The following is an 18,462-nucleotide window of genomic DNA, read 5'->3' on the forward strand; positions in this document are numbered from 1 at the left end:
GCTTCGGGCTGCCCATTGCGTCCTCCTTGACGCCAGCCCCGGTTTCCGCCGGACAGACAAGCATGCCCAGCGCCAAGCTGCGTCGAGGAGCGGGGAAATACCCGCTCCCCGGTTTTCGGCTGCGTCAGAAACTCAGGTCCATCCGCGCCCACAGGGTGCGGCCCGGCTCATTGATGCGCTCGCTCGCCGATAAACCCACACCGGCATTGCCGGCCTGGTTGAGGTGCTCGCTGTAGGCCTTGTCCAGCAGGTTATCCACCCCGGCGCTCAGCTTGAGATTGCTGTTCACCCGGTAGGCGCCGTTTAGCGAGAGCACGCCAAAGCCCGAGCTTTCGTCAAAGTCCTTGCTGGTCACGTTGCCTTGCATTTCGGCCACGCGATTTTGCGCGGCCACGAGACGCCACAGCCCGGCGGCGCTCCAGTCGCCCTGTTCATAGGTCACGCCCAGGCGCGCTTCCAACGGCGGGATCTGTGGCATGGCGCGGTTGTCGGTGGTGTTTTCCCCCCAGGCATAGGCCAGGCTGGCGTCGGTTTTCCAGTTTTCGGTCAGTTTGTAACTGCCGCCCAACTCGGCTCCGGCGATGCGGGCGTCGATGTTATCCACCCAGGAGATGGTGTGCAGCGGGTTCGCTCCCGGCCCGTAGGAGAACAGAATGTAATCCTTTACCACGCCGGCATAAGCCGAAACCCAGGCTTCCAGCGGGCCTTCGGCGTACTGCAGACCGATATCCAACTGCGTGGTCTTTTCCGGATCAACCGTCTCGTACGCGGTAGGCTTGCCGACCTGGTTGGCGGCCGAGAACAGCTCCCAGTAGTCCGGGAAGCGCTGGCTGTGGCCCAGACCTACGTAAGCGGTAGCCGGCATGCGGGCGAGCTCGTGCTCGTAACGCAGGAAACCACTGCTCAGGGTGTCATCACGCTCGTCATCGGCTGTGGGGTTAGCCCGACAGGCCATGCCCATCATGTTGCACAGCTGCGCACGTTCATCGGTTACAGATATCCGGTCAACTCGCAGGCCGCTAATGATTCGGCTATCGCCGGCCAGCGTGCGTGTCAGTTCGGCAAACGCACCATACTGGCTGAACTCGGCATCCTTGACCCATGACATGTCCTTATAGGTGTCAATGCCAGAACCACTGCGTTTGCGGTGCTGGTTGGTCTGCCCATCGACGCCTGCCACCAGTTCGTAGGCGTTCCACTGCCAGGTTCCCGCTAGACGCCCGCCCAGGGTGCGGCGATCCACGTTGGTGGCCATGGGGTTGCGCATGGGCATCATCACATCGTTGGGATTGGGCTGGCGCAGGGTGTAGTTGTCCATCACGTGGTCGGCGTAGTTGTAATACACCCGCGCTTCGACCTTCTGCAGCACCTCGCCGATATTGTCCTGCTCGATACGCAGCGCCAGGCTTTCGCGCTCGAACTGGCTGCCATCCATACCCCGCCCGGCGTAAGCCGCCTCGCCGTCACCCACGCCTGCGGTCAGCTCCAGCAGGGTGTCCTCGGCCGGCATCCAGCCGAGCACCAGGTCGCTGCTCCATTTATCGAATTGCCCATGTACGGCATCGCCGTTGCCGTCCTGGTAATCGTCCGCCTCGGAACGATTGGCCAACAGGCGCACATAGCCTGCTTGTCCGCCCGCAGCGGCATCCATATTGCGGTCGAAACGACCATCGGACCCCACCAACAGGCTGGCATCGACACGCCCACCCGGTTCGCTGAAACGCTCCGGATCACGCTCGAAAAGAATGGTCGCCGCCGAGGCGCCCGGCCCCCAAAGCACGCTCTGCGGTCCCTTGATCACCGTGAGCTGATCGTAATTCTCGGGGGTGATGTAGGAACTCGGCGAGTCCATGCGGCTCGGGCACGCGCCGAGCATTTCGCCGCCATTGCTCAGCAACTTGAGGCGCGAACCGAACATGCCGCGAAACACCGGATCGGCGTTGGAACCGCCACCTCGCACGGCGGAGAAGCCGGGAATGGTTTGCAGGTAATCGCCGGCATCGCTGGCCGGCACCGGCTGGCGGGGAATCTTTGGGTCGGTGGTTACCACCAGGGACGCAGACGGAGCCACGCCAGTGATGACAGTGGGCGCCAACTGATGGTGCGTGTGTTCCGTGGCCAGGGCACCCGCACTGAGCGAAACCAGCAAGGCACCATGGGCCAGCTGCCAGCGCAGGCGGGACGTTGTAAACGAGAAAGCAACGGGCGCGCACGCGGGCGCCACGCAACGGGAGTTACGAGTCATAAAAAAGTCTCACACAGAATGTTCGGACAAGCCGCCACAGCGGCTCGACTGCTCGATCAGGCGTGCAAGAACGGGGGCGCGCGCGGATGGCCGCTGCCGCGGCGCGGCGCCGGGGGGTGCGGGTGTTCCGGCAACGCCAGGAGGAAGGTTGGCGGGTGCTTGGGCAGCACCAAATCCACGGCCAGGCTGAGGGGTGGATTGAGGGTCAACAGCTCGCAATAGCCGCACATCTCCAGCGCGGCCAGCCAGGCCGGCTGATTGGGCGAAGCCTGGTGATGCTGGCCGTGGGCGGCCGATGGCGTCTGCACTGGCGCGGCATGGCTGGAATGCCCGTGTGGATCGTGCTCGTCATGCAACGCACCGGCAACCAGGGCATTTGGTTGCGCAGCCTGGATCGCGGAGTACAACGGCCCGGCATGGATCATCAGCATGGCGAACAGGCCAAGCCAGATCCCTACCGATCTCTGCCGTAATGCGCTCACAACCAATCCTTCAAAGCCTATTGCCCTACCAGGGTGACCCATAATCGCACGTCGCTTTCTTCATCCGCCTGCGGCGCGATGCCGCAAAGTACTTGAACAAGCCAAACGACACTTTCCCTTCTATAACAGCTAATAATTGCTCTGAATTGCTTTTTTTGGCTTAAATCACCAATTTTCAAACAATGCTTGCCAGAACCACCAAGCAGCCACTAGCGTTGCGCACATTATCTTCCAATAAGCCATGCCACTGTTTAACTCAGGGCATAGCTTCGCTGCCGCAACAGGAACGTCGCCATGACCATGCTCAAGAATCCGTCGCAGAAATACCGCGCTTTTACGCCGATCAACCTCCCTGATCGCACCTGGCCGAACCAGGTCATCGACAAGGCGCCAATCTGGCTGAGCTCCGACCTGCGCGACGGTAACCAGTCGCTGATCGAGCCGATGGATGGGGCGAAGAAGCTGCGCTTTTTCAAGACCCTGGTAAGTGTTGGCGTCAAGGAAATTGAAGTGGGCTTCCCGTCCGCCTCGCAGACTGATTTCGACTTCGTGCGCACCCTGATCGAAGGCGGCCACATCCCGGACGACACCACCATCCAGGTGCTCACCCAGGCCCGCGACGACCTCATCGAGCGCACCTTCGAGTCCCTCAAGGGCGCCAAGAAGGCCATCGTCCACTACTACAACGCCACCGCGCCGAGCTTTCGCAAGATCGTCTTCAACCAGGACAAGGCGGGCGTGAAGGAAATCGCCATCAAGGCCGGCCAGACCATCAAGCGCCTGGCCGAAGCCCACCCGGAAACCGACTGGCGCTTCGAGTACTCGCCGGAAGTGTTCAGCTCCACCGAGACCGAGTTCGCCGTCGAGGTGTGCAACGCGGTGATCGAGGTGTTCCAGCCGACCCCGGCGAAGAAACTCATCCTCAACCTGCCGGCCACCATCGAAGCCGCCTCGCCCAACGTGTACGCCGACCAGATCGAATGGTTCGGCCGCCACATCGACAAACGCGACAGCGTGTTGCTCAGCCTGCACACCCACAACGACCGTGGCACCGGCGTGGCCGCCACCGAACTGGGCCTGATGGCCGGCGCCGACCGTGTCGAAGGCTGCCTGTTCGGCAACGGCGAGCGCACCGGCAACGTCGACCTGGTCACCGTCGCCCTCAACATGTACACCCAAGGCGTCGATCCGGAGCTTGATTTTTCCGACATCGACGCGGTGCGCAAGGTGGTCGAGGAGTGCAACCAGTTGCCGGTGCACCCGCGTCACCCCTATGTCGGCGACCTGGTGCACACCGCCTTCTCCGGCTCGCACCAGGATGCGATCCGCAAGGGCTTCGCCCAGCAGGACCCGGACGGCATCTGGGAAGTGCCCTACCTGCCGATCGACCCGGCCGACATTGGCCGCAGCTACGAGGCGGTGATTCGCGTCAACAGCCAATCCGGCAAGGGCGGCATCACTTTCCTGCTGGAACAGGAATACGGCATCAGCCTGCCGCGCCGCATGCAGATCGAATTCAGCCAGGTGGTGCAGAAGGAAACCGATCGCCTCGGCCTGGAACTGACCGCCGAGCAGATCTACAGCCTGCTCGAGCGCGAGTACCTGCAGGCCACCGCTCCCTACGCGCTGCAACGTCACCGCCTGCAGGAGGAGAACGGCATCAGCGTGCTCGATCTGGAAGTGACCGACAGCGGTGACACCCAGACCTGGCGCGGCACGGGCAAGGGTCCGCTGGAAGCCCTGGTCGCCGCCCTGCCGGTGGCCGTCGAAGTGATGGACTACTCCGAGCATGCCATTGGTGCCGGCAGCCAAGCCCAGGCCGCCGCCTACATCGAGCTGCGTCTGGACGGCGGTCGCTCGCTGCACGGCATCGGCATCGACGGCAACCTGACCACCGCCAGCATCCGCGCCCTGTTCAGCGCCCTCAACCGCGCCCTGGCGCAGGTGGAAGTGCAGCCGGCGTAAGCGCTTGAACAGCCCTGAACGCACAAGGCCGATCCCTGACAGGATCGGCCTTGTGCGTTCAGTAGAAGCAAGCTTGCTCACCCAACCAGAGCATCGCCAGTGCAGGCAGACGCCTACAAGTAGGATACGGTCCGTAGGATGGCGTTGAGCGCAGCGATACCCATTAAGCCCGGTCCCTGCTCAACCCTGCCAAGCACTCACGAACACCTCAGGATTCAATTCCAACGGGATGCGTCGCTCCCCTTCGACGCTACCCAGATACACAAACCCGACAATCTGCTCGCTGCTGCTCAGCCCCAGCCCGGCCTTGACCACCGGATCATGGGACAAGTCGCCCGAACGCCACATGGCACCCAGCCCCAGCGCATGCGCAGCCAATATGATGCCGTGAGCGGCGCAACCGGCGGAGAGGACCTGCTCACTGAGGGGAATCTTCGTGTGGGCCTTGGGCGAGGCGATTACCGCCACCAGTAACGGCGCCCGCAGCGGCAAGGCGCGTGCCCGGTCGAGCTGCTCGGGTTTGACCTGGGACCCTGCGGCGACCGCCTGGACGAACAGCTCACCGAGTCGCTGCCGTGCTTCGCCTTCGATGGTCAGGAAACGCCAGGGATGCAATTGGCCATGGTCCGGCGCGCGCAAGGCGGCCCGAAACAGCAGGTCGCGTTGCGCGGCGTCCGGCGCCGGCTCATACAGACGCGGCACCGAAACACGGTTGAGCAGAAGATCGAGAGCCTCCATTGGGCCACCTCCAAAAAAGATGCAGCGCGTATTCTAGTGCCTTCTGCCGTGCAGTTGTCCGAACTGACAATCGCCCTCGTTAACCGTGCCAAGGCATCACCCGCCCTTGCGCCGTATAACTCGCGCACGTTCCATTGCCGAGACCCGACCATGCCGTCCTACAAAGCGCCGCTGCGCGATACCCGTTTCCTGCTTAACGAGGTGCTGGATTTCCCCAGCCATTACCAAAACCTGATCAATGGCGGCGAGGCCACTCCGGACATCGTGGATGCCATCCTCGAGGAGTGCGCAAAACTTTGCGAGGACGTGATTGCGCCCCTCTACCACAGCGGTGACGAGGAAGGCTGCCATCTACAGGATGGCGAGGTGCGCACGCCCAAAGGCTTCAAGGAAGCGTACGCCGCCTACATTGCCGGCGGCTGGCAGGGACTCTCGCACCCGGTGGAGTACGGTGGCCAGGGCCTGCCGATGAGCCTCGGCGCGCTCAAGCAGGAAATGCTCGGCACCGCCAATTGGCCGTTCGCCATGTATCCGGGGTTGTCGCTGGGGGCGATGAACACCATCATGCAACACGGCAACGAGGAACAGAAAAACACCTTCCTGCCCCCGCTTACCGAAGGCCGCTGGGCCGGCACCATGTGCCTGACCGAGCCGCAATGCGGCACCGACCTGGGCCAGGTGAAGACCCGGGCCGACGTGAACGCCGACGGCAGCTATGCGCTGACCGGCACCAAGATTTTTATCTCCAGTGGCGAACACGACCTCACCGAGAACATCGTGCACATCGTCCTTGCCCGCCTGCCCGACGCCCCCAAGGGCACCCGCGGCATCTCGCTGTTCATCGTACCGAAGTTCCTCGCCAACCCGGACGGCAGCCTCGGTGCGCGTAACGGCGTGACCTGCGGCGCGCTGGAAAAGAAGATGGGTATCAAGGCCTCCTCTACCTGCGTGATGAACTTCGACGCCGCCACCGGCTACCTGATCGGCCCGCCGCACAAAGGCCTGGAATGCATGTTCACCTTCATGAACAGCGCCCGCATCGGCACCGCCATCCAGGGCGTGGCCACCGCAGAGTTGGCTTACCAGGGCGCCCTGACCTATGCCCGCGAACGTCGTTCCATGCGATCGCTGTCCGGCACCAAGGAGCCGCAGCAGGTCGCCGACAGCCTGATGCACCATGGTGATGTGCGCCGCATGCTGCTCACCCAGAAAGCCATCGCCGAGGGCGGTCGCACACTGGTCTACCTCGCTACCCAGTATGCCGACAAGATGATCGAAGGCATGCTCGTCAACGATCAGACTCAGTACGCTCACTGGGACGACAAGCTCGGCTTCCTCACCCCGATTCTTAAGGGCTGCCTGACTGAGTTGGGGCTGGAATCGGCCAACCTGGGCATGCAGGTGTTTGGCGGCCACGGCTATATCAAGGAACACGGCATGGAGCAGATCGCCCGCGATGCGCGTATCGCCACGCTCTATGAAGGCACTACCGGCATTCAGGCCCTCGACCTGCTCGGCCGCAAGGTGCTGCTGATGACCCAGGGCAAGGCGGTGCGCGACTTCACCCGCGAGCTGAACACGCTGGCCTGGTCACTGCTCAAGGAAGAGCCGCAGATGCGCGGCAAGGCGCTGACCCTGCTCAGACTCAGTGCCCAATGGAACCTATTGACCCTGCGCATCGCATTGCGCGCGCGCAAGCAGCGCGATCTGGTCAGCACCGCCAGCCATGACTTTTTGATGTACGCCGGCTACGTCGCCCTGGCCTGGTCATGGCTTCTGCAGGAACGCACCGCCCGGCAAAAGCTACGCGCCGGTGGCCAGGACTCGCCCGAGTTCTACCGCGCAAAAATAGCCACCAGCGACTTCTATTTTCAGCGGCTGCTGCCCCGCGCCAAAGGACATGCCAGCGCCATGCTCAAGCCCATCGGCTCGATCATGGATCTGCCGGGAGAGCATTTTGCTTTTGAGTAAAGCCATGGTCCAGCACACGTATGCACGGAGCCGTAGCCGGAGCCATAGCCATCTTATGGGCGCGGCATTTTCAGCGTGTTCAATGTTTAAATATTGAGCGCCAGCCCCACCAGCACCGCACACTCCACCAGCTCCAGCAGCGCCCCGGCCGTATCGCCGGTGGTGCCGCCGAGGCGATTCATCAGGCTACGGCACACCAGATAGAACACCGCAGCGGCAATCAGGACGGCCAACAGCCCACTCCAGCCGGCCAGCAGCAGAATGCCCAACGCGGTGGCCAGCAGGACTTTCTGCCCGGCATCACGCGGCAGGTGGTCGGCCAATGCCTGCCCCAGGCCCCCGGGCCGCACATAGGGGGTATTTATAAACAACGCCAGCATGGCGGCCCGTCCCAGTAGCGGCGCCAGCAACAGCGCCAGGCCTGAGTCAGCGCTCAGCAGAACCCAAAGCGCGGCAAACTTGAGCAACAGCAGCAGCACCAGGACGACCACGGCAATCGGCCCACTGCGCGGGTCTTTCATGATCGTCAGAGTGCGCTCACAGTCACCGAAACCGCCCAGCCAGGCATCGGCCGTATCGGCCAGACCGTCCAGGTGCAGGGCACCGGTCATGCCGACCCAGAGCGTCAGCAACAAGGCCGCCACCAGCAGGTTTGCGCTGTCGTCCAGCAACCAGCCGCCACACACCAGCACCAACCCGATCAGCAAGCCAACCAGCGGATACCAGAGCAGCGATCGTCCCTGTTCCTCCGGTGCCGGCATACCGGGCAAGCGGATTGGCAGGTTGGTGAGAAATTGCAGGGCGATCAGCAAGGGCAGCGGAGTCTTCACACGGATGTCCGGTTGAGGGCGGAGGCCCCGAACCTTACACAATGCGCATACGGCCGGTACAGGCTGGGTTACAGTCAGCCTCTATTTCCCAACGCCTCGACGCAAGGACCGCCATGCCCCTCAGCCGCGACCAGGCCCAGCAACGTGCCGACGATATTCAGGCGTTTCGCCGTGAACTCGAGCGTTTGCAGCAGGAGCAGGCCCTGAGCCTGACAGCGCCTCAGCACAGGCAACTCGATGCCCATCACGCTCGACTTCTGGACGATTATCGGCATGTCTTCGACATCGACCCCAACCAGCACGCCAGGCAACTGTCCCTCGGCATGCGCATCGCCTCGCTGCTCGGCGCCCTGGCACTGGTGGCCAGCGTACTGTTCCTGTTCCACCAGTTCTGGGGCTATTTCGATACCGCCCTGCAGGTCGCCTTGCTGGTAGGCGCATCCGTCGCCAGCCTGCTTCTGACGTTCGCCGTGCGCCAGCGCGATGCCTCCGGTTATTTCAGCAAGATGATCGCCCTGCTCGCCCTGGCCTGTCTGGTGCTCAATACCGTGATGCTGGGGCAGATTTTCAATCTCACCCCGAGCGACAACGTCCTGCTGGCCTGGGCCGCCTACGCCCTGTTGCTGGCCTACGCCTGCGAGGCGCGGCTGCTGCTGGCCGCAGGACTGATCTGCCTGCTGGGGTTCATCGCCGCCAAGATTAATGCCTGGAGCGGGTTCTACTGGCTGAACCTGGAATTCCCTGAACACTTTTTCCTCGCCGGCCTGCTCTGCTTTCTGGCGCCCCATTGGCTCCCAAAGGGCCGCTTCGACAGCTTTGCGTCGACCTATCGATTATTTGGCCTGCTGGCGCTGCTCGGGCCGGTTCTCGTGCTGGCCCACTGGGGCGCGGGCAGTCACCTGCCCTGGTCCATCGAGCTAATCGAAGGCGGTTACCAGGTGCTTGGTTTCGCCGGTTCCGCGCTGGCGATCTGGCTCGGCGCCCGGCGCGACTGGCCGGAGGTGGTGAATACCGGCCTGTGCTTCTTCATCATATTTCTCTTCAGCAAGCTGTTCGACTGGTGGTGGGAGGTGATGCCCAAGTACCTGTTCTTTCTAATGCTGAGCCTGGTGGCGGTGCTGATTCTGTTGATCCTGCGCCGGCTACGGGCGTCCCAGGTCAAGGCTGAGGGAATGCCCAATGACGCGTGAAACCCGGCATTACCTGCTGGCCGGCCTGGGGCTGATCCTCGCCATCAACCTGATCACCCTCGGCGGGGTGGCGTACAACCGCAGCGGAGAAGCGGAAAGCCGACTGCTGCTGAGCGAACGCGAACTGCCACGACTCAACCCACGTTACTCACCCGAAGACACCGCCGTCACCCTGAACCTGACCTGGCAGATGGTCCCGCGTGCCGAGGACGACGAGCCCTTTCGTCATGGCCTGAGCGAACGGCAGATGCTTCAGTTGGGCTATGTGAAGCGTCCACCCGAGGCCTGCACGCCCCGCTGCCCGCGCGCTGCCGAACGCGAGGCGCTGGTGGTGCTGGAACTGGATGGACCGATTTATCGGCAGCAACTCGAACGCCACCGGCAACGCCTGACACGCGCAGAACAGGCCGCAGTGTTATTGCCGGAGGATAAATCCCTGCGCCAGCGCGCCGAACATGCGCTGCACGCCCTGCAGCAAGTGGAAACAGCTAGCCGCCTGTACCTGGTCGATGTGGGCCTGGAGCTGGATGATCTGCGCCAGCGCTACCCCAACCGCCAGCAATACGCGATCGTGAAAGGGCTGGTCCGCCCCTGGCAGAACGCTGAGAGCGGTCTGAGTGGCAGTGTCTCGTTGCGCGGTGCAGACCGGATCAACCTGCCCCGGAGTTGGCGCTCGAGCTTGCCCGAACAGAGTGACGATGCCAGCCAGGACAAGGCGCGCTACGCCGTCGAAGTCTCCTTAGGCAAACGCCTGGAGCCGTGGGTCAGCGACGTGTCCGCAGGCAGACAATCGCTCCCCTCCGTGGAACGCCACCCGGTGGATCGATAAGCGCGATCCACCTACGTTTCGACAGGATTCAGCCCTCGCGCAACGCCAACCCAGCACCGATCCACAACCGGTGCAGAGCGCCGTGGCCGACTTCCACCTGTAACAACTGCGCCTCCGGCAGGCCGCGGGCGCGGGCCAGCAGCAAGCGCATCACCCCGCCGTGGGTCAGCAACAAGGCGCGCTGCCCGGCCAGTTCCCAGTGCAGGCGCTCCACCGCTCCCAGCACGCGGCTGGCGAAATCGAGCAGCGGCTCGCCGTCTGGCGGTGTAAAGCCGTAGGGGTCGTTCCAAAAGGCACCCAGGGCGTGCTCGTCTTCGAGCATGATCTGCGCCGCGTTGCGCCCTTCCCAAGCGCCGAAATGCAGCTCGCGCAGGTCCGCCTCGATCTGCAATGGCAGACTCGTCTGCTGCGCCAGCTCCTCGGCAAAGGCCCGGCAGCGTTGCAACGGCGAGCTGACCAGCACATCCCAGTCGCCACCAACCGCCGCGGCGCGCAGCTGCTGCCAGCCACGCGCGCTGAGCGGCACGTCACTGCTGCCGAAAAAGCCGCTACCCGCGGTGGTTTCACCGTGGCGCAGCAGGTCGAGGCACAGGCTCATGCCAGTTTTCCGGCCACTGCCGCTTCGGCGAAAGTCGCCATCTCGCCGTGCAGAGCACAGGCCAGACGCAGCAGCGGCAGCGACACACCGGCGCCACTGCCTTCACCCAGGCGCATGCCCAGTTGCAACAGCGGCTGGGCATCCAGCGCCGCCAGCAACGGTGCATGGCCCGGCTCGGCGCCACTGTGGGCAAACAACAGCCAGTCGGCCACGCCCGGATTCAGGCGCACGGCAATCAGCGCGGCGGCGGTGCAGATCACCCCGTCCACCAATACGGTGATGCCCTGCTGAGCGCAGCCCAGATAAGCGCCGACCAGAGCCGCAATTTCCAGCCCGCCGAGGCGTTGCAGCCAGTCGTAAGCGTCGCGCTCGCCGGCATGCAGAGCCAGGGCACGCTGAATGGCGTCACGCTTGCGGCGCACGCCGTCGCTGTCCAGACCGGTGCCGGCGCCCACCAATTGTTCCAACTGCACACCCAACAATGCACAGGCCAGGGCGCTGGCCGCCGTGGTGTTACCAATGCCCATTTCGCCGCCGATCAACAGCTGGCAGCCTTCAGCCGCCGCACGCACTGCGACGTCGCGGCCCACAGCCAACGCCGCGTCGCACTGCGCCGTCGTCATGGCCGGTCCCTGGGTGAAGTTGGCAGTGCCGGCGGCCACGCCGTGTTCCGCCACGCCCGGCAAATTGGCAGGGGCCACGGTGCCCAGGTTGTGCACTTCCAAGTGGGCATTCTGTTGCCTGGCCAACACGCTGATGGCAGCGCCGCCGGCCAAGAAATTCTGCAGCATTTGCACCGTCACCGCCTGCGGATAGGCGGACACACCCTCGGCGACAACACCGTGGTCGCCGGCAAAAATGGCGATCCACACGTTATCGAGCTGCGGTTTTTCGCGTCCCTGCTGGGCCGCCAGGCGCACGGCCAGGGTTTCCAGCAGCCCGAGGGAGCCCGCCGGCTTGGTCAGTTGCGCCTGGCGGGCGCAAGCGGCGGCTTCAGCCGTGGCATCAAGGGGGCGGCAGGGTTGCTGCCACCAGGGAAAATCAGTCACAGGGGGTCTCCTTTGAGCACCATCGGCAATCCGGCGACGGTGAAAACGACACGCTGGCAACGTTCGGCCAGCGCCTGATGCAGCCAGCCGGCCTCATCGACATAGCGACGACTCAGCTCGCCGAGGGGGACGACGCCCAGGCCAGTTTCGTTGCTGACCAGAACGATGTGTCCCGGCAAGCGCGGCAGGGTTTCCAGCAGCGCCTCGCGCTGGGCGGCCAGACGGGCATCGTCCTCCAGCATAAGCAGGTTGGTCAGCCACAGGGTCAGGCAATCCACCAGCAGGCAGCGGTCGGGGCCGGCATTGTCGCGCAGCACACGGGCCAGTTCGAGCGGCTCCTCGATCAGCCCCCACGCGGTGGGGCGACGTTCGCGGTGATGGGCAATGCGCGCGCGCATCTCGCCATCCAGCGCCTGGCTGGTGGCGATATAGGTCACCGCCAGGCCGCTGTCGGCGGCCAGTTGCTCGGCCAACCGGCTCTTGCCGGAACGGGCGCCGCCGAGGATCAGTTCATACATGCGGGGGTTCTCGTTCGGTTTTTCGGGTTCAGGCGCTCAATATCGCGCTCAGGCCGCCCATGGTAATCCACCCGCCCAACGCAATAACGCCTCACGGGCAACTGGGTTCACGCGTGCTCGCCCCAGCGGTCAGTGAAGACCAATTCCTCCAGCGGACGTGCCTGGGCCCAACCTTCCTGTACCAACATCGGTTCGGCGTAGAACTCCTGCACCGGCCCCAGGCACAGCACCGCCATCGGCTTGCTACCGGCTGGCATGTGCAGCAGTTCGGCCAACGCTGCGGGATCGAACAACGACACCCAGCCCATGCCCAGGCCTTCGGCACGGGCCGCCAGCCAGAGGTTCTGGATGGCGCAGGACAGCGAGGCCAGGTCCATTTCCGGCAAGGTGCGGCGGCCAAAAATGTGACGTTCCCGGCCGTCCATCAGCGCCACCACCATCAATTCGGCACAATCGCGTACCCCTTCAACCTTGAGACGCATGAATTCGCTGCCTCGCTCGCCCAGCGCTTCGGCGGTGCGCAGGCGTTCCGCTTCCACCAGGCCCTGAATCCCCTCACGCAATTCGGGCTTGGTGATGCGGATAAACCGCCAGGGCTGCATCAGACCGACGCTGGGGGCCTGGTGCGCTGCCCGCAGCAGACGTTCAAGCAGCGCCGGCTCGACCGCTCCCCCAGCGAAGTGGCGCATGTCGCGGCGCTCGGCAATGGCGCGGTAAACGCCGGTACGTTGTTCGGAGGGGAAAGCGTGATCAGTCATGGCAGCAACAACTCGGCCGCCGCCCAAAGGAATGGGACGGCAGGTAAATAAGACGTAGGAAGCGGGTCAGTCGACCCCGGAAGCGCTAAGTATGCCCGCGCAAGCGCCCCTCCGGCAGGCCGACATGTTGCAAGACCACAGATGCAGCCAGGTAAAGTGCCGTTTCAACCTTACCGCACAGCCCGAAGCGCCGCCCTGCCGGCCGCAGACGGGCCGGTCACATCCGATGCCATAGCCCTGCCCAATGCGTCTTCCAGACTGATCATTTCGGCATGCAATCGGCAGGTGGCCTGCAGCATGGGCACCGCCAAGGCAGCACCGCTGCCATCGCCCATGCTCAGGTCGAGCTGCAACAGCGGATCGGCTTGCAGGGCCTCCAGCACCAGGCGATGGCCTGGCTCGGCACTCAACTGGGCGAACAGCAACCAGGGCCGGCAGCGCGGGTTCAGCCGCACCGCCAACAAGGCAGCGACGCTGCTGACGAAGCCGTCCACCAGCACCGGTACGCCCTGCTGGGCACACTCCAGATAGGCTCCGACCAACGCGGCAATTTCGAAGCCACCGAGGCTTTGCAGCAGGCCCAGCGGGCTGTCCCGCACCACGGCATGCCGCTCAAGCGCTGCATCGATCACCGTCTGCTTGTGTAGCACGCCAGTTTCGTCCAGCCCACAGCCGGGACCGACCAATAACGTCGCCGGATGACCCAACACCGCGCAGGCCAAGGCGGTGGCCGCCGTGGTGCTGCCCACACCCAGCCCGCCGCCGATAAACAGGTCCTGTCCCACCGCCCGACGGGCGCTCTCGCGCCCGGATGCCAGGGCGATCAGGCATTGCGCTGGGGTCATCGCATCGTCGTGGAGAAAATTCAGTGTGCCGGCGCCGATCTGCAAATGCCGCACCCCTTCGATCGTGCCCACCGGGCCCGCCGTGCCCAGGTCTATCACCTCCAGCGAGGCATTCAACTGACGGGCCAGCACACTCAGTGCCCCGCCTTCCACCGTGCTGCGCAGTAGCACCCCGGTCAGCGATTGCGGCGCAGCCGATATTCCCGCCTCCGCCACGCCGTGATCGGCGATGAACACCGACATGCAGATCTGATCCAGGCGAGGCTTTTCGCGCCCTTGCATGCCGGCCAGACGAATCAGCACCGGCTCCAGTTGGCCCAGCCCACCGGAAGGCTTGAGCGCGCGTTGTTGACGTCGAGTAGCCTTTTGCAGGGCCACGTGATCGAGTGCCTGGCAAGGCTCTTGCCACCAAAACAAATTCATTGGCGGTTCCTTTTTTATTGTTTTTGGCAGATTCGCATAGACCGCTAGTGCCAACGGCGCGAGCCGTTGTGCTTCCCCCTTTGGCTGCAGCCCTGGTCTGTCGCTCCCCAGCGAGGGCTGGCCTAGCGGCCCCATGGCGCTACAGGCGTATCACCCTGCAGCAGGAGCGAGTATAGGGTTTTGATGTGATCGACTGCACGTTGAGCGCAGTGGCAAATTGTCACTTTTCCCCTTCGATAACGACTGAAATAAGACGATGCGAGCGTTATCGGGCACAAGCTCAGCGATTACGCGCTACCTGTCCCTCGTCGAAAATCCGCTTGGCGCCTTGATAAGTGTTTTGCCAATAACGGCTGGACAGGCTGTCCAGCCGCACGGTGCCGCCCGAAGAGGGGGCATGCACGAAGCGTCCTTCGCCAACGTAGATGCCGGCATGGCTGACTTTGCTACCGCCGCTGGTCGCAAAGAACACCAGGTCGCCGGGCTGCAGTGCACCGCGTTTGATGCTGGGCGCCCGCAGGGTGCTCAACTGGGCCGTGGTGCGTGGCAACTGGATACCGGCGGCATCGCGATATACGAAGCCGATCAATCCGCTGCAGTCGAAACCGCCCGCTGGCGTATTGCCGCCCCAACGGTACGGGGTGCCGACCAGACCGATGGCGCGAAACAGTACGTCGCTGGGAACCGCAGTCGCGGAACGCGGCGTAAACACGATGCTGGTTTGCGGCGCGGGGGATGAACAGGCGCCAAGCAGGCTGACCACTATGAGCAGGGCAATGCGAGCCAAGACAGGCATGGTAGACGTCCCAAAAGTGAAAGCGCCATCACTGTGTAGCGTAAGACGTGCAGGTGCAAGCCTTACGCGCCCTGCCTGTTAGCGCTGAGTCGTCTGCCCTTGGCCGGCAAGCTGCGCCAGATTGAGCATCGGTACGCTGTCCGTGGTCAGCACGCGCTTGGCCTGCAAGTAACGTGTGCTCCAGTAACCCTGGTCCAGACGATCCACCCGCACGCCGCTGCGGCGACTGGCGGAATGGATGAATTGCTGATCACCAATATAGATACCGGCATGGTTCACCCGGCCACCGCGGCCACGGGTGCTGAAGAAAATGATGTCCCCCGGCTGCAGTTCGCCCCGCGTCACACGGGGGGCGTTCAACTGGACCATCTCACGGGTGGTTCGGGGTAGTTTGATCCCGGCCTCCTCATGAAACAAATAGCCAATGAAACCACTGCAGTCGAACCCCGTTTTGGTTGACGTCCCGCCATAGCGGTAAGGGGTGCCGAGCAACTGCTGGCCACGATGGAGAATGCTATCGGCCAGCTGTTCCAATTGCTGGCTTTCCAGCTCAACCAGGCGCGCCTCGATCTGCTGCTCAAACACCTCTATCTGGGCACTCAACGCCTCCAGCGGCGGAGCACCGGGTTCAGTGTGTTGCGAAGGGGTGGAAGCACAACCTGTCAGAAATACAACGAGAGCCAAAGGCACGAAATGTGCGAAGCGTGTGGGCATGGGCACGGCCGTGTCGGTTAAAAAAGTGGCGAAACTATGCCAACCGGTAAATCGATTTTCAAATTCTATCGATCATTCAGTGACCAACGGCGATGACCGAAACTTCTAAGCGCCCCTTAACGGCCCGGTGCCGCAGAGGCGGCGCCGCTCTTGGCGCGGGGAAAATTGAATCGCTCAAGTTAACGTGGACCCTCGTCAGCGTAGTATCCCGACTCGGCAATGCTGGATAATCACGTCGCAGGAGGCAAAAACCATTCTTTTTAGTTATCGCAGGGAAGTCCGCTGCTCTTAGTGATTCACCGTATAGGCCAGCATCATCGACAGCTGGCACAGCGGCCTGCCGCTTTCTGCCTGCCATTGGTTAAAGGCCGCTTGCACCTGAGCCAGGTCACGAAGACTGGTGGGCGCCTTGTCGATGATCTCCTGCGCCTTGAGCGCAGCGACCACATCCTCGGCGGGCACGAAGGTATCTTTGCCGACCATGCGTAAGAAGCGCGGCGCCGACAAACCACCCAACTGGCTGCCATGCTTGGCCAGATACTTCCACAGGCCGACGATGTCGCTCTGCGGCCAATCAGCAATTAACGCGCCGAAGCTGCCTTTTTCTCTGGCCACATCCAGGATGAACTGCGCATTGCGCGGCACGCTCTTGAGCTTGCCGAAATGGCGAATCAGCCGCGCATCCTGCATCAGTCGCTCCACATGCTCAGCACTCATCAGCACGACCTTGTTGGGGTCGAAGCCGAAGAATACCTCCTCGAACGCCGGCCACTTGGCATCCACCAGACTGTGTTTGAGCCCGGCGCGAAACACCCGTAATGCCAGCTGCGACAAATACCGATCATCTGTCATGGTACGCAACGCCTCGGAACTTCTTGGCACTGGCAAGCGTGCCTCCAGCGCCGCCGTCGAGCCGAAACGGTTCAGACAGTATTCGTGAAGCCACTGGTAGTTGCGCATGGGATAAGCCTACGGAAGTCGGTTTGCTACGGGGGGCCCAGGGTGCCGTGGCAGCGTGGCAAGTGCAACGTAGTGAGGCTCTTGGCCAGGGCATTCGGCCCATGAGCATCTACAGTGTTCACAGGTGCTTGTTCGTCTCGCTGTGCGTCATGCTTGCCGTTACGGGCGCATGGTAATCTCCGCCACCTTTTCCATTGCCCTGCGCACCCTTATGAGCTTCAGCCAAAGTCTTCTCCTCCTGACCGCCCTGATTCTGTTCAGCGCGTTCTTCTCTCTTGCCGAAATTGCCCTGGCCGCCTCGCGCCCGATCAAACTGCGCCAGATGGCCGACGAGGGCAGCGTCAATGCCCGGCGGGTCATCCATACCCAGGCCAACCCCGGTCATTATTTTACGGTGGTGCAGATCGGCATGAACGCCCTGGCCATTCTCGGCGGGATTGTCGGCGAGGGGTTCCTCAGCCCGCTATTCACCCAGCTGTTGGTGCCGCACATGGCCGCCGCGCAGGCCGCCACCCTGGCGTTCGTAGTGTCCTTTACTCTCACCACCTCATTGTTCATCGTGATTACCGACCTGGTGCCCAAACAGGTCGCCATGGCGATTCCCGAGCAGCTCGCCGTGCGTGTTATTGGCCCGATGCAGATCCTTACCACAGTGCTCAAGCCCGTGGTACTGATCTATTCCTGGCTGGTCAGTGGCCTGATCGCATTGTTCAACCTCCCGCGCAAGCGCGATGACAGCATTACCCCGGACGACATCATGGCAATGACCGAAGCCGGCGCCCAATCCGGCACCCTCGATCGCCACGAGCAGCAGGTCATCGAAAACATCTTCGAACTGGAAACCCGCACGCTGCCCAGTGCCATGACGCACCGCGACGCCATCGCCTATTTTCTGCACGATGACCCCGATACATTGATCCGCTCACGGATCAGCGACGCCCCCCATTCGTCCTACCCGGTCTGTGATGGTGACATCGACCACATCATCGGTTACGTCACCATCAAGGACCTGTTCAAGCGGGTGGTAAACAACCAACCCATCGCACTCAACGATCCGGGCCTGCTACGCAAGCCGCTGGTGGTTCCTGATCGGCTGACCCTGGCGGAAATGCTCAAGCAGTTTCGTCAGGCCGGCGAGACCTTCGCCTTGATCGTCAATGAATACAGCCTGGTAGTCGGCCTGGTCAGCCTCAACGACGTGATGAGCATCGTGATGGGCGACATGGTTTCGCCCTGGTACGAGGAACAGATCGTGCGCCGCGACGCCAATTCCTGGCTGATCGACGGCATTACTCCCATTCAGGATGTGCGCCGGGCGCTAGAGATCGACAGCGTGCCCCACGAAGACGAGTATGAAACCCTCGCCGGCCTGCTGATGACCATGCTGCGCCGCGTGCCGAAACGTACCGACAGCGTGACCTGGGGCGGCTACACCTTCGAGGTGATGGATGTGGACAGCTACCGGATCGACCAGGTGATGGCGACACGCATCACGCCGCAGCTGGGCAAGGAAGGCTCTGGGCAGGAGTAAGCCCAGGCGGGCAGCCTTTG

The 18,462-nt window shown here is 63.0% G+C and carries 17 protein-coding genes; 5 read left to right on the plus strand and 12 right to left on the minus strand.

Annotated elements, in window-relative coordinates; genetic code table 11:
• Positions 1-124: 124 nt before the first annotated feature.
• A complete protein-coding gene (locus ACTV8E_RS13660; RefSeq protein ID WP_443199836.1) occupies positions 125-2,245 on the minus strand; it encodes a TonB-dependent copper receptor in 2,121 nt (706 codons plus the stop codon).
• A 56-nt stretch (positions 2,246-2,301) separates the two neighbouring features.
• Positions 2,302-2,676 carry a DUF2946 family protein gene (locus tag ACTV8E_RS13665; RefSeq protein WP_443199918.1) on the minus strand — a complete coding sequence of 125 codons (375 nt, stop codon included), beginning with the start codon at positions 2,674-2,676 and terminating at the stop codon, positions 2,302-2,304.
• Positions 2,677-3,021: 345 nt separating this feature from the next.
• Between ACTV8E_RS13665 and leuA the strand changes: the two genes are divergently transcribed.
• Complete coding sequence (leuA, locus tag ACTV8E_RS13670; RefSeq protein WP_443199837.1) at positions 3,022-4,692, plus strand: 2-isopropylmalate synthase; 1,671 nt, start codon at positions 3,022-3,024, stop codon at positions 4,690-4,692.
• A gap of 180 nt (positions 4,693-4,872) precedes the next feature.
• On the opposite strand, the gene ACTV8E_RS13675 is transcribed toward leuA, so the two are convergent.
• Positions 4,873-5,430, minus strand: a complete 558-nt coding sequence (locus tag ACTV8E_RS13675; RefSeq protein ID WP_443199838.1) for a nitroreductase family protein — start codon at positions 5,428-5,430, stop codon at positions 4,873-4,875.
• A 150-nt stretch (positions 5,431-5,580) separates the two neighbouring features.
• On the opposite strand from ACTV8E_RS13675, the gene ACTV8E_RS13680 reads away from it, so the two are divergent.
• Positions 5,581-7,401, plus strand: coding sequence for an acyl-CoA dehydrogenase C-terminal domain-containing protein (locus ACTV8E_RS13680; protein ID WP_443199839.1), 1,821 nt, complete (start codon positions 5,581-5,583; stop codon positions 7,399-7,401).
• An 86-nt stretch (positions 7,402-7,487) separates the two neighbouring features.
• Here the strand turns inward: ACTV8E_RS13680 and ACTV8E_RS13685 are convergent, their stop codons facing one another.
• Entirely contained in the window at positions 7,488-8,231 is a 744-nt protein-coding gene (locus tag ACTV8E_RS13685) for an adenosylcobinamide-GDP ribazoletransferase (RefSeq protein WP_443199840.1), read from the minus strand.
• Positions 8,232-8,344: 113 nt separating this feature from the next.
• Between ACTV8E_RS13685 and ACTV8E_RS13690 the strand changes: the two genes are divergently transcribed.
• Both ACTV8E_RS13690 and ACTV8E_RS13695 read left to right on the plus strand, forming a co-directional pair.
• Positions 8,345-9,421, plus strand: a complete 1,077-nt coding sequence (locus ACTV8E_RS13690) for a DUF2157 domain-containing protein (protein ID WP_443199841.1) — start codon at positions 8,345-8,347, stop codon at positions 9,419-9,421.
• Positions 9,411-10,250: a DUF4824 family protein gene (locus ACTV8E_RS13695; RefSeq protein WP_443199842.1), complete on the plus strand. Its 840-nt coding sequence runs from the start codon at positions 9,411-9,413 to the stop codon at positions 10,248-10,250. The genes ACTV8E_RS13690 and ACTV8E_RS13695 overlap by 11 nt, the downstream gene beginning before the upstream one ends.
• A gap of 28 nt (positions 10,251-10,278) precedes the next feature.
• On the opposite strand, the gene cobC is transcribed toward ACTV8E_RS13695, so the two are convergent.
• The 8 genes from cobC to ACTV8E_RS13735 form a co-directional block, all read right to left on the minus strand.
• Positions 10,279-10,848, minus strand: coding sequence for an alpha-ribazole phosphatase family protein (gene cobC / locus ACTV8E_RS13700; RefSeq protein WP_443199843.1), 570 nt, complete (start codon positions 10,846-10,848; stop codon positions 10,279-10,281).
• The gene (gene cobT / locus ACTV8E_RS13705; RefSeq protein ID WP_443199844.1) at positions 10,845-11,897 is read right to left on the minus strand and encodes a nicotinate-nucleotide--dimethylbenzimidazole phosphoribosyltransferase; all 1,053 of its coding nucleotides are present in this window, start codon (positions 11,895-11,897) and stop codon (positions 10,845-10,847) included. Before cobT (ACTV8E_RS13705) ends, cobC begins: the two co-directional genes overlap by 4 nt.
• Positions 11,894-12,415 (minus strand): bifunctional adenosylcobinamide kinase/adenosylcobinamide-phosphate guanylyltransferase, encoded by a 522-nt coding sequence (cobU, locus tag ACTV8E_RS13710; protein ID WP_443199845.1) that lies wholly within the window; start codon positions 12,413-12,415, stop codon positions 11,894-11,896. Before cobU ends, cobT (ACTV8E_RS13705) begins: the two co-directional genes overlap by 4 nt.
• Positions 12,416-12,522: 107 nt before the next feature.
• Positions 12,523-13,173, minus strand: a complete 651-nt coding sequence (gene bluB / locus ACTV8E_RS13715) for a 5,6-dimethylbenzimidazole synthase (protein ID WP_443199846.1) — start codon at positions 13,171-13,173, stop codon at positions 12,523-12,525.
• Between the two features lie 170 nt (positions 13,174-13,343).
• The gene (cobT, locus tag ACTV8E_RS13720) at positions 13,344-14,441 is read right to left on the minus strand and encodes a nicotinate-nucleotide--dimethylbenzimidazole phosphoribosyltransferase (protein ID WP_251836901.1); all 1,098 of its coding nucleotides are present in this window, start codon (positions 14,439-14,441) and stop codon (positions 13,344-13,346) included.
• A gap of 280 nt (positions 14,442-14,721) precedes the next feature.
• The gene (locus tag ACTV8E_RS13725; protein ID WP_443199847.1) at positions 14,722-15,237 is read right to left on the minus strand and encodes a C40 family peptidase; all 516 of its coding nucleotides are present in this window, start codon (positions 15,235-15,237) and stop codon (positions 14,722-14,724) included.
• 78 nt (positions 15,238-15,315) lie between these two features.
• Positions 15,316-15,951 carry a C40 family peptidase gene (locus ACTV8E_RS13730; protein ID WP_443199848.1) on the minus strand — a complete coding sequence of 212 codons (636 nt, stop codon included), beginning with the start codon at positions 15,949-15,951 and terminating at the stop codon, positions 15,316-15,318.
• A 288-nt stretch (positions 15,952-16,239) separates the two neighbouring features.
• Positions 16,240-16,911 carry a DNA-3-methyladenine glycosylase I gene (locus ACTV8E_RS13735; RefSeq protein ID WP_251836904.1) on the minus strand — a complete coding sequence of 224 codons (672 nt, stop codon included), beginning with the start codon at positions 16,909-16,911 and terminating at the stop codon, positions 16,240-16,242.
• Between the two features lie 169 nt (positions 16,912-17,080).
• Here ACTV8E_RS13735 and ACTV8E_RS13740 point away from each other — a divergent pair, with 169 nt between their 5' ends.
• Positions 17,081-18,442 carry a hemolysin family protein gene (locus ACTV8E_RS13740; RefSeq protein WP_443199849.1) on the plus strand — a complete coding sequence of 454 codons (1,362 nt, stop codon included), beginning with the start codon at positions 17,081-17,083 and terminating at the stop codon, positions 18,440-18,442.
• Positions 18,443-18,462: the final 20 nt, after the last annotated feature.

It is taken from the genome of Pseudomonas sp. B392_1p (genome assembly GCF_052245235.1).
In the GTDB taxonomy this organism is placed as follows: Bacteria; Pseudomonadota; Gammaproteobacteria; order Pseudomonadales; family Pseudomonadaceae; genus Serpens; species Serpens gallinarum.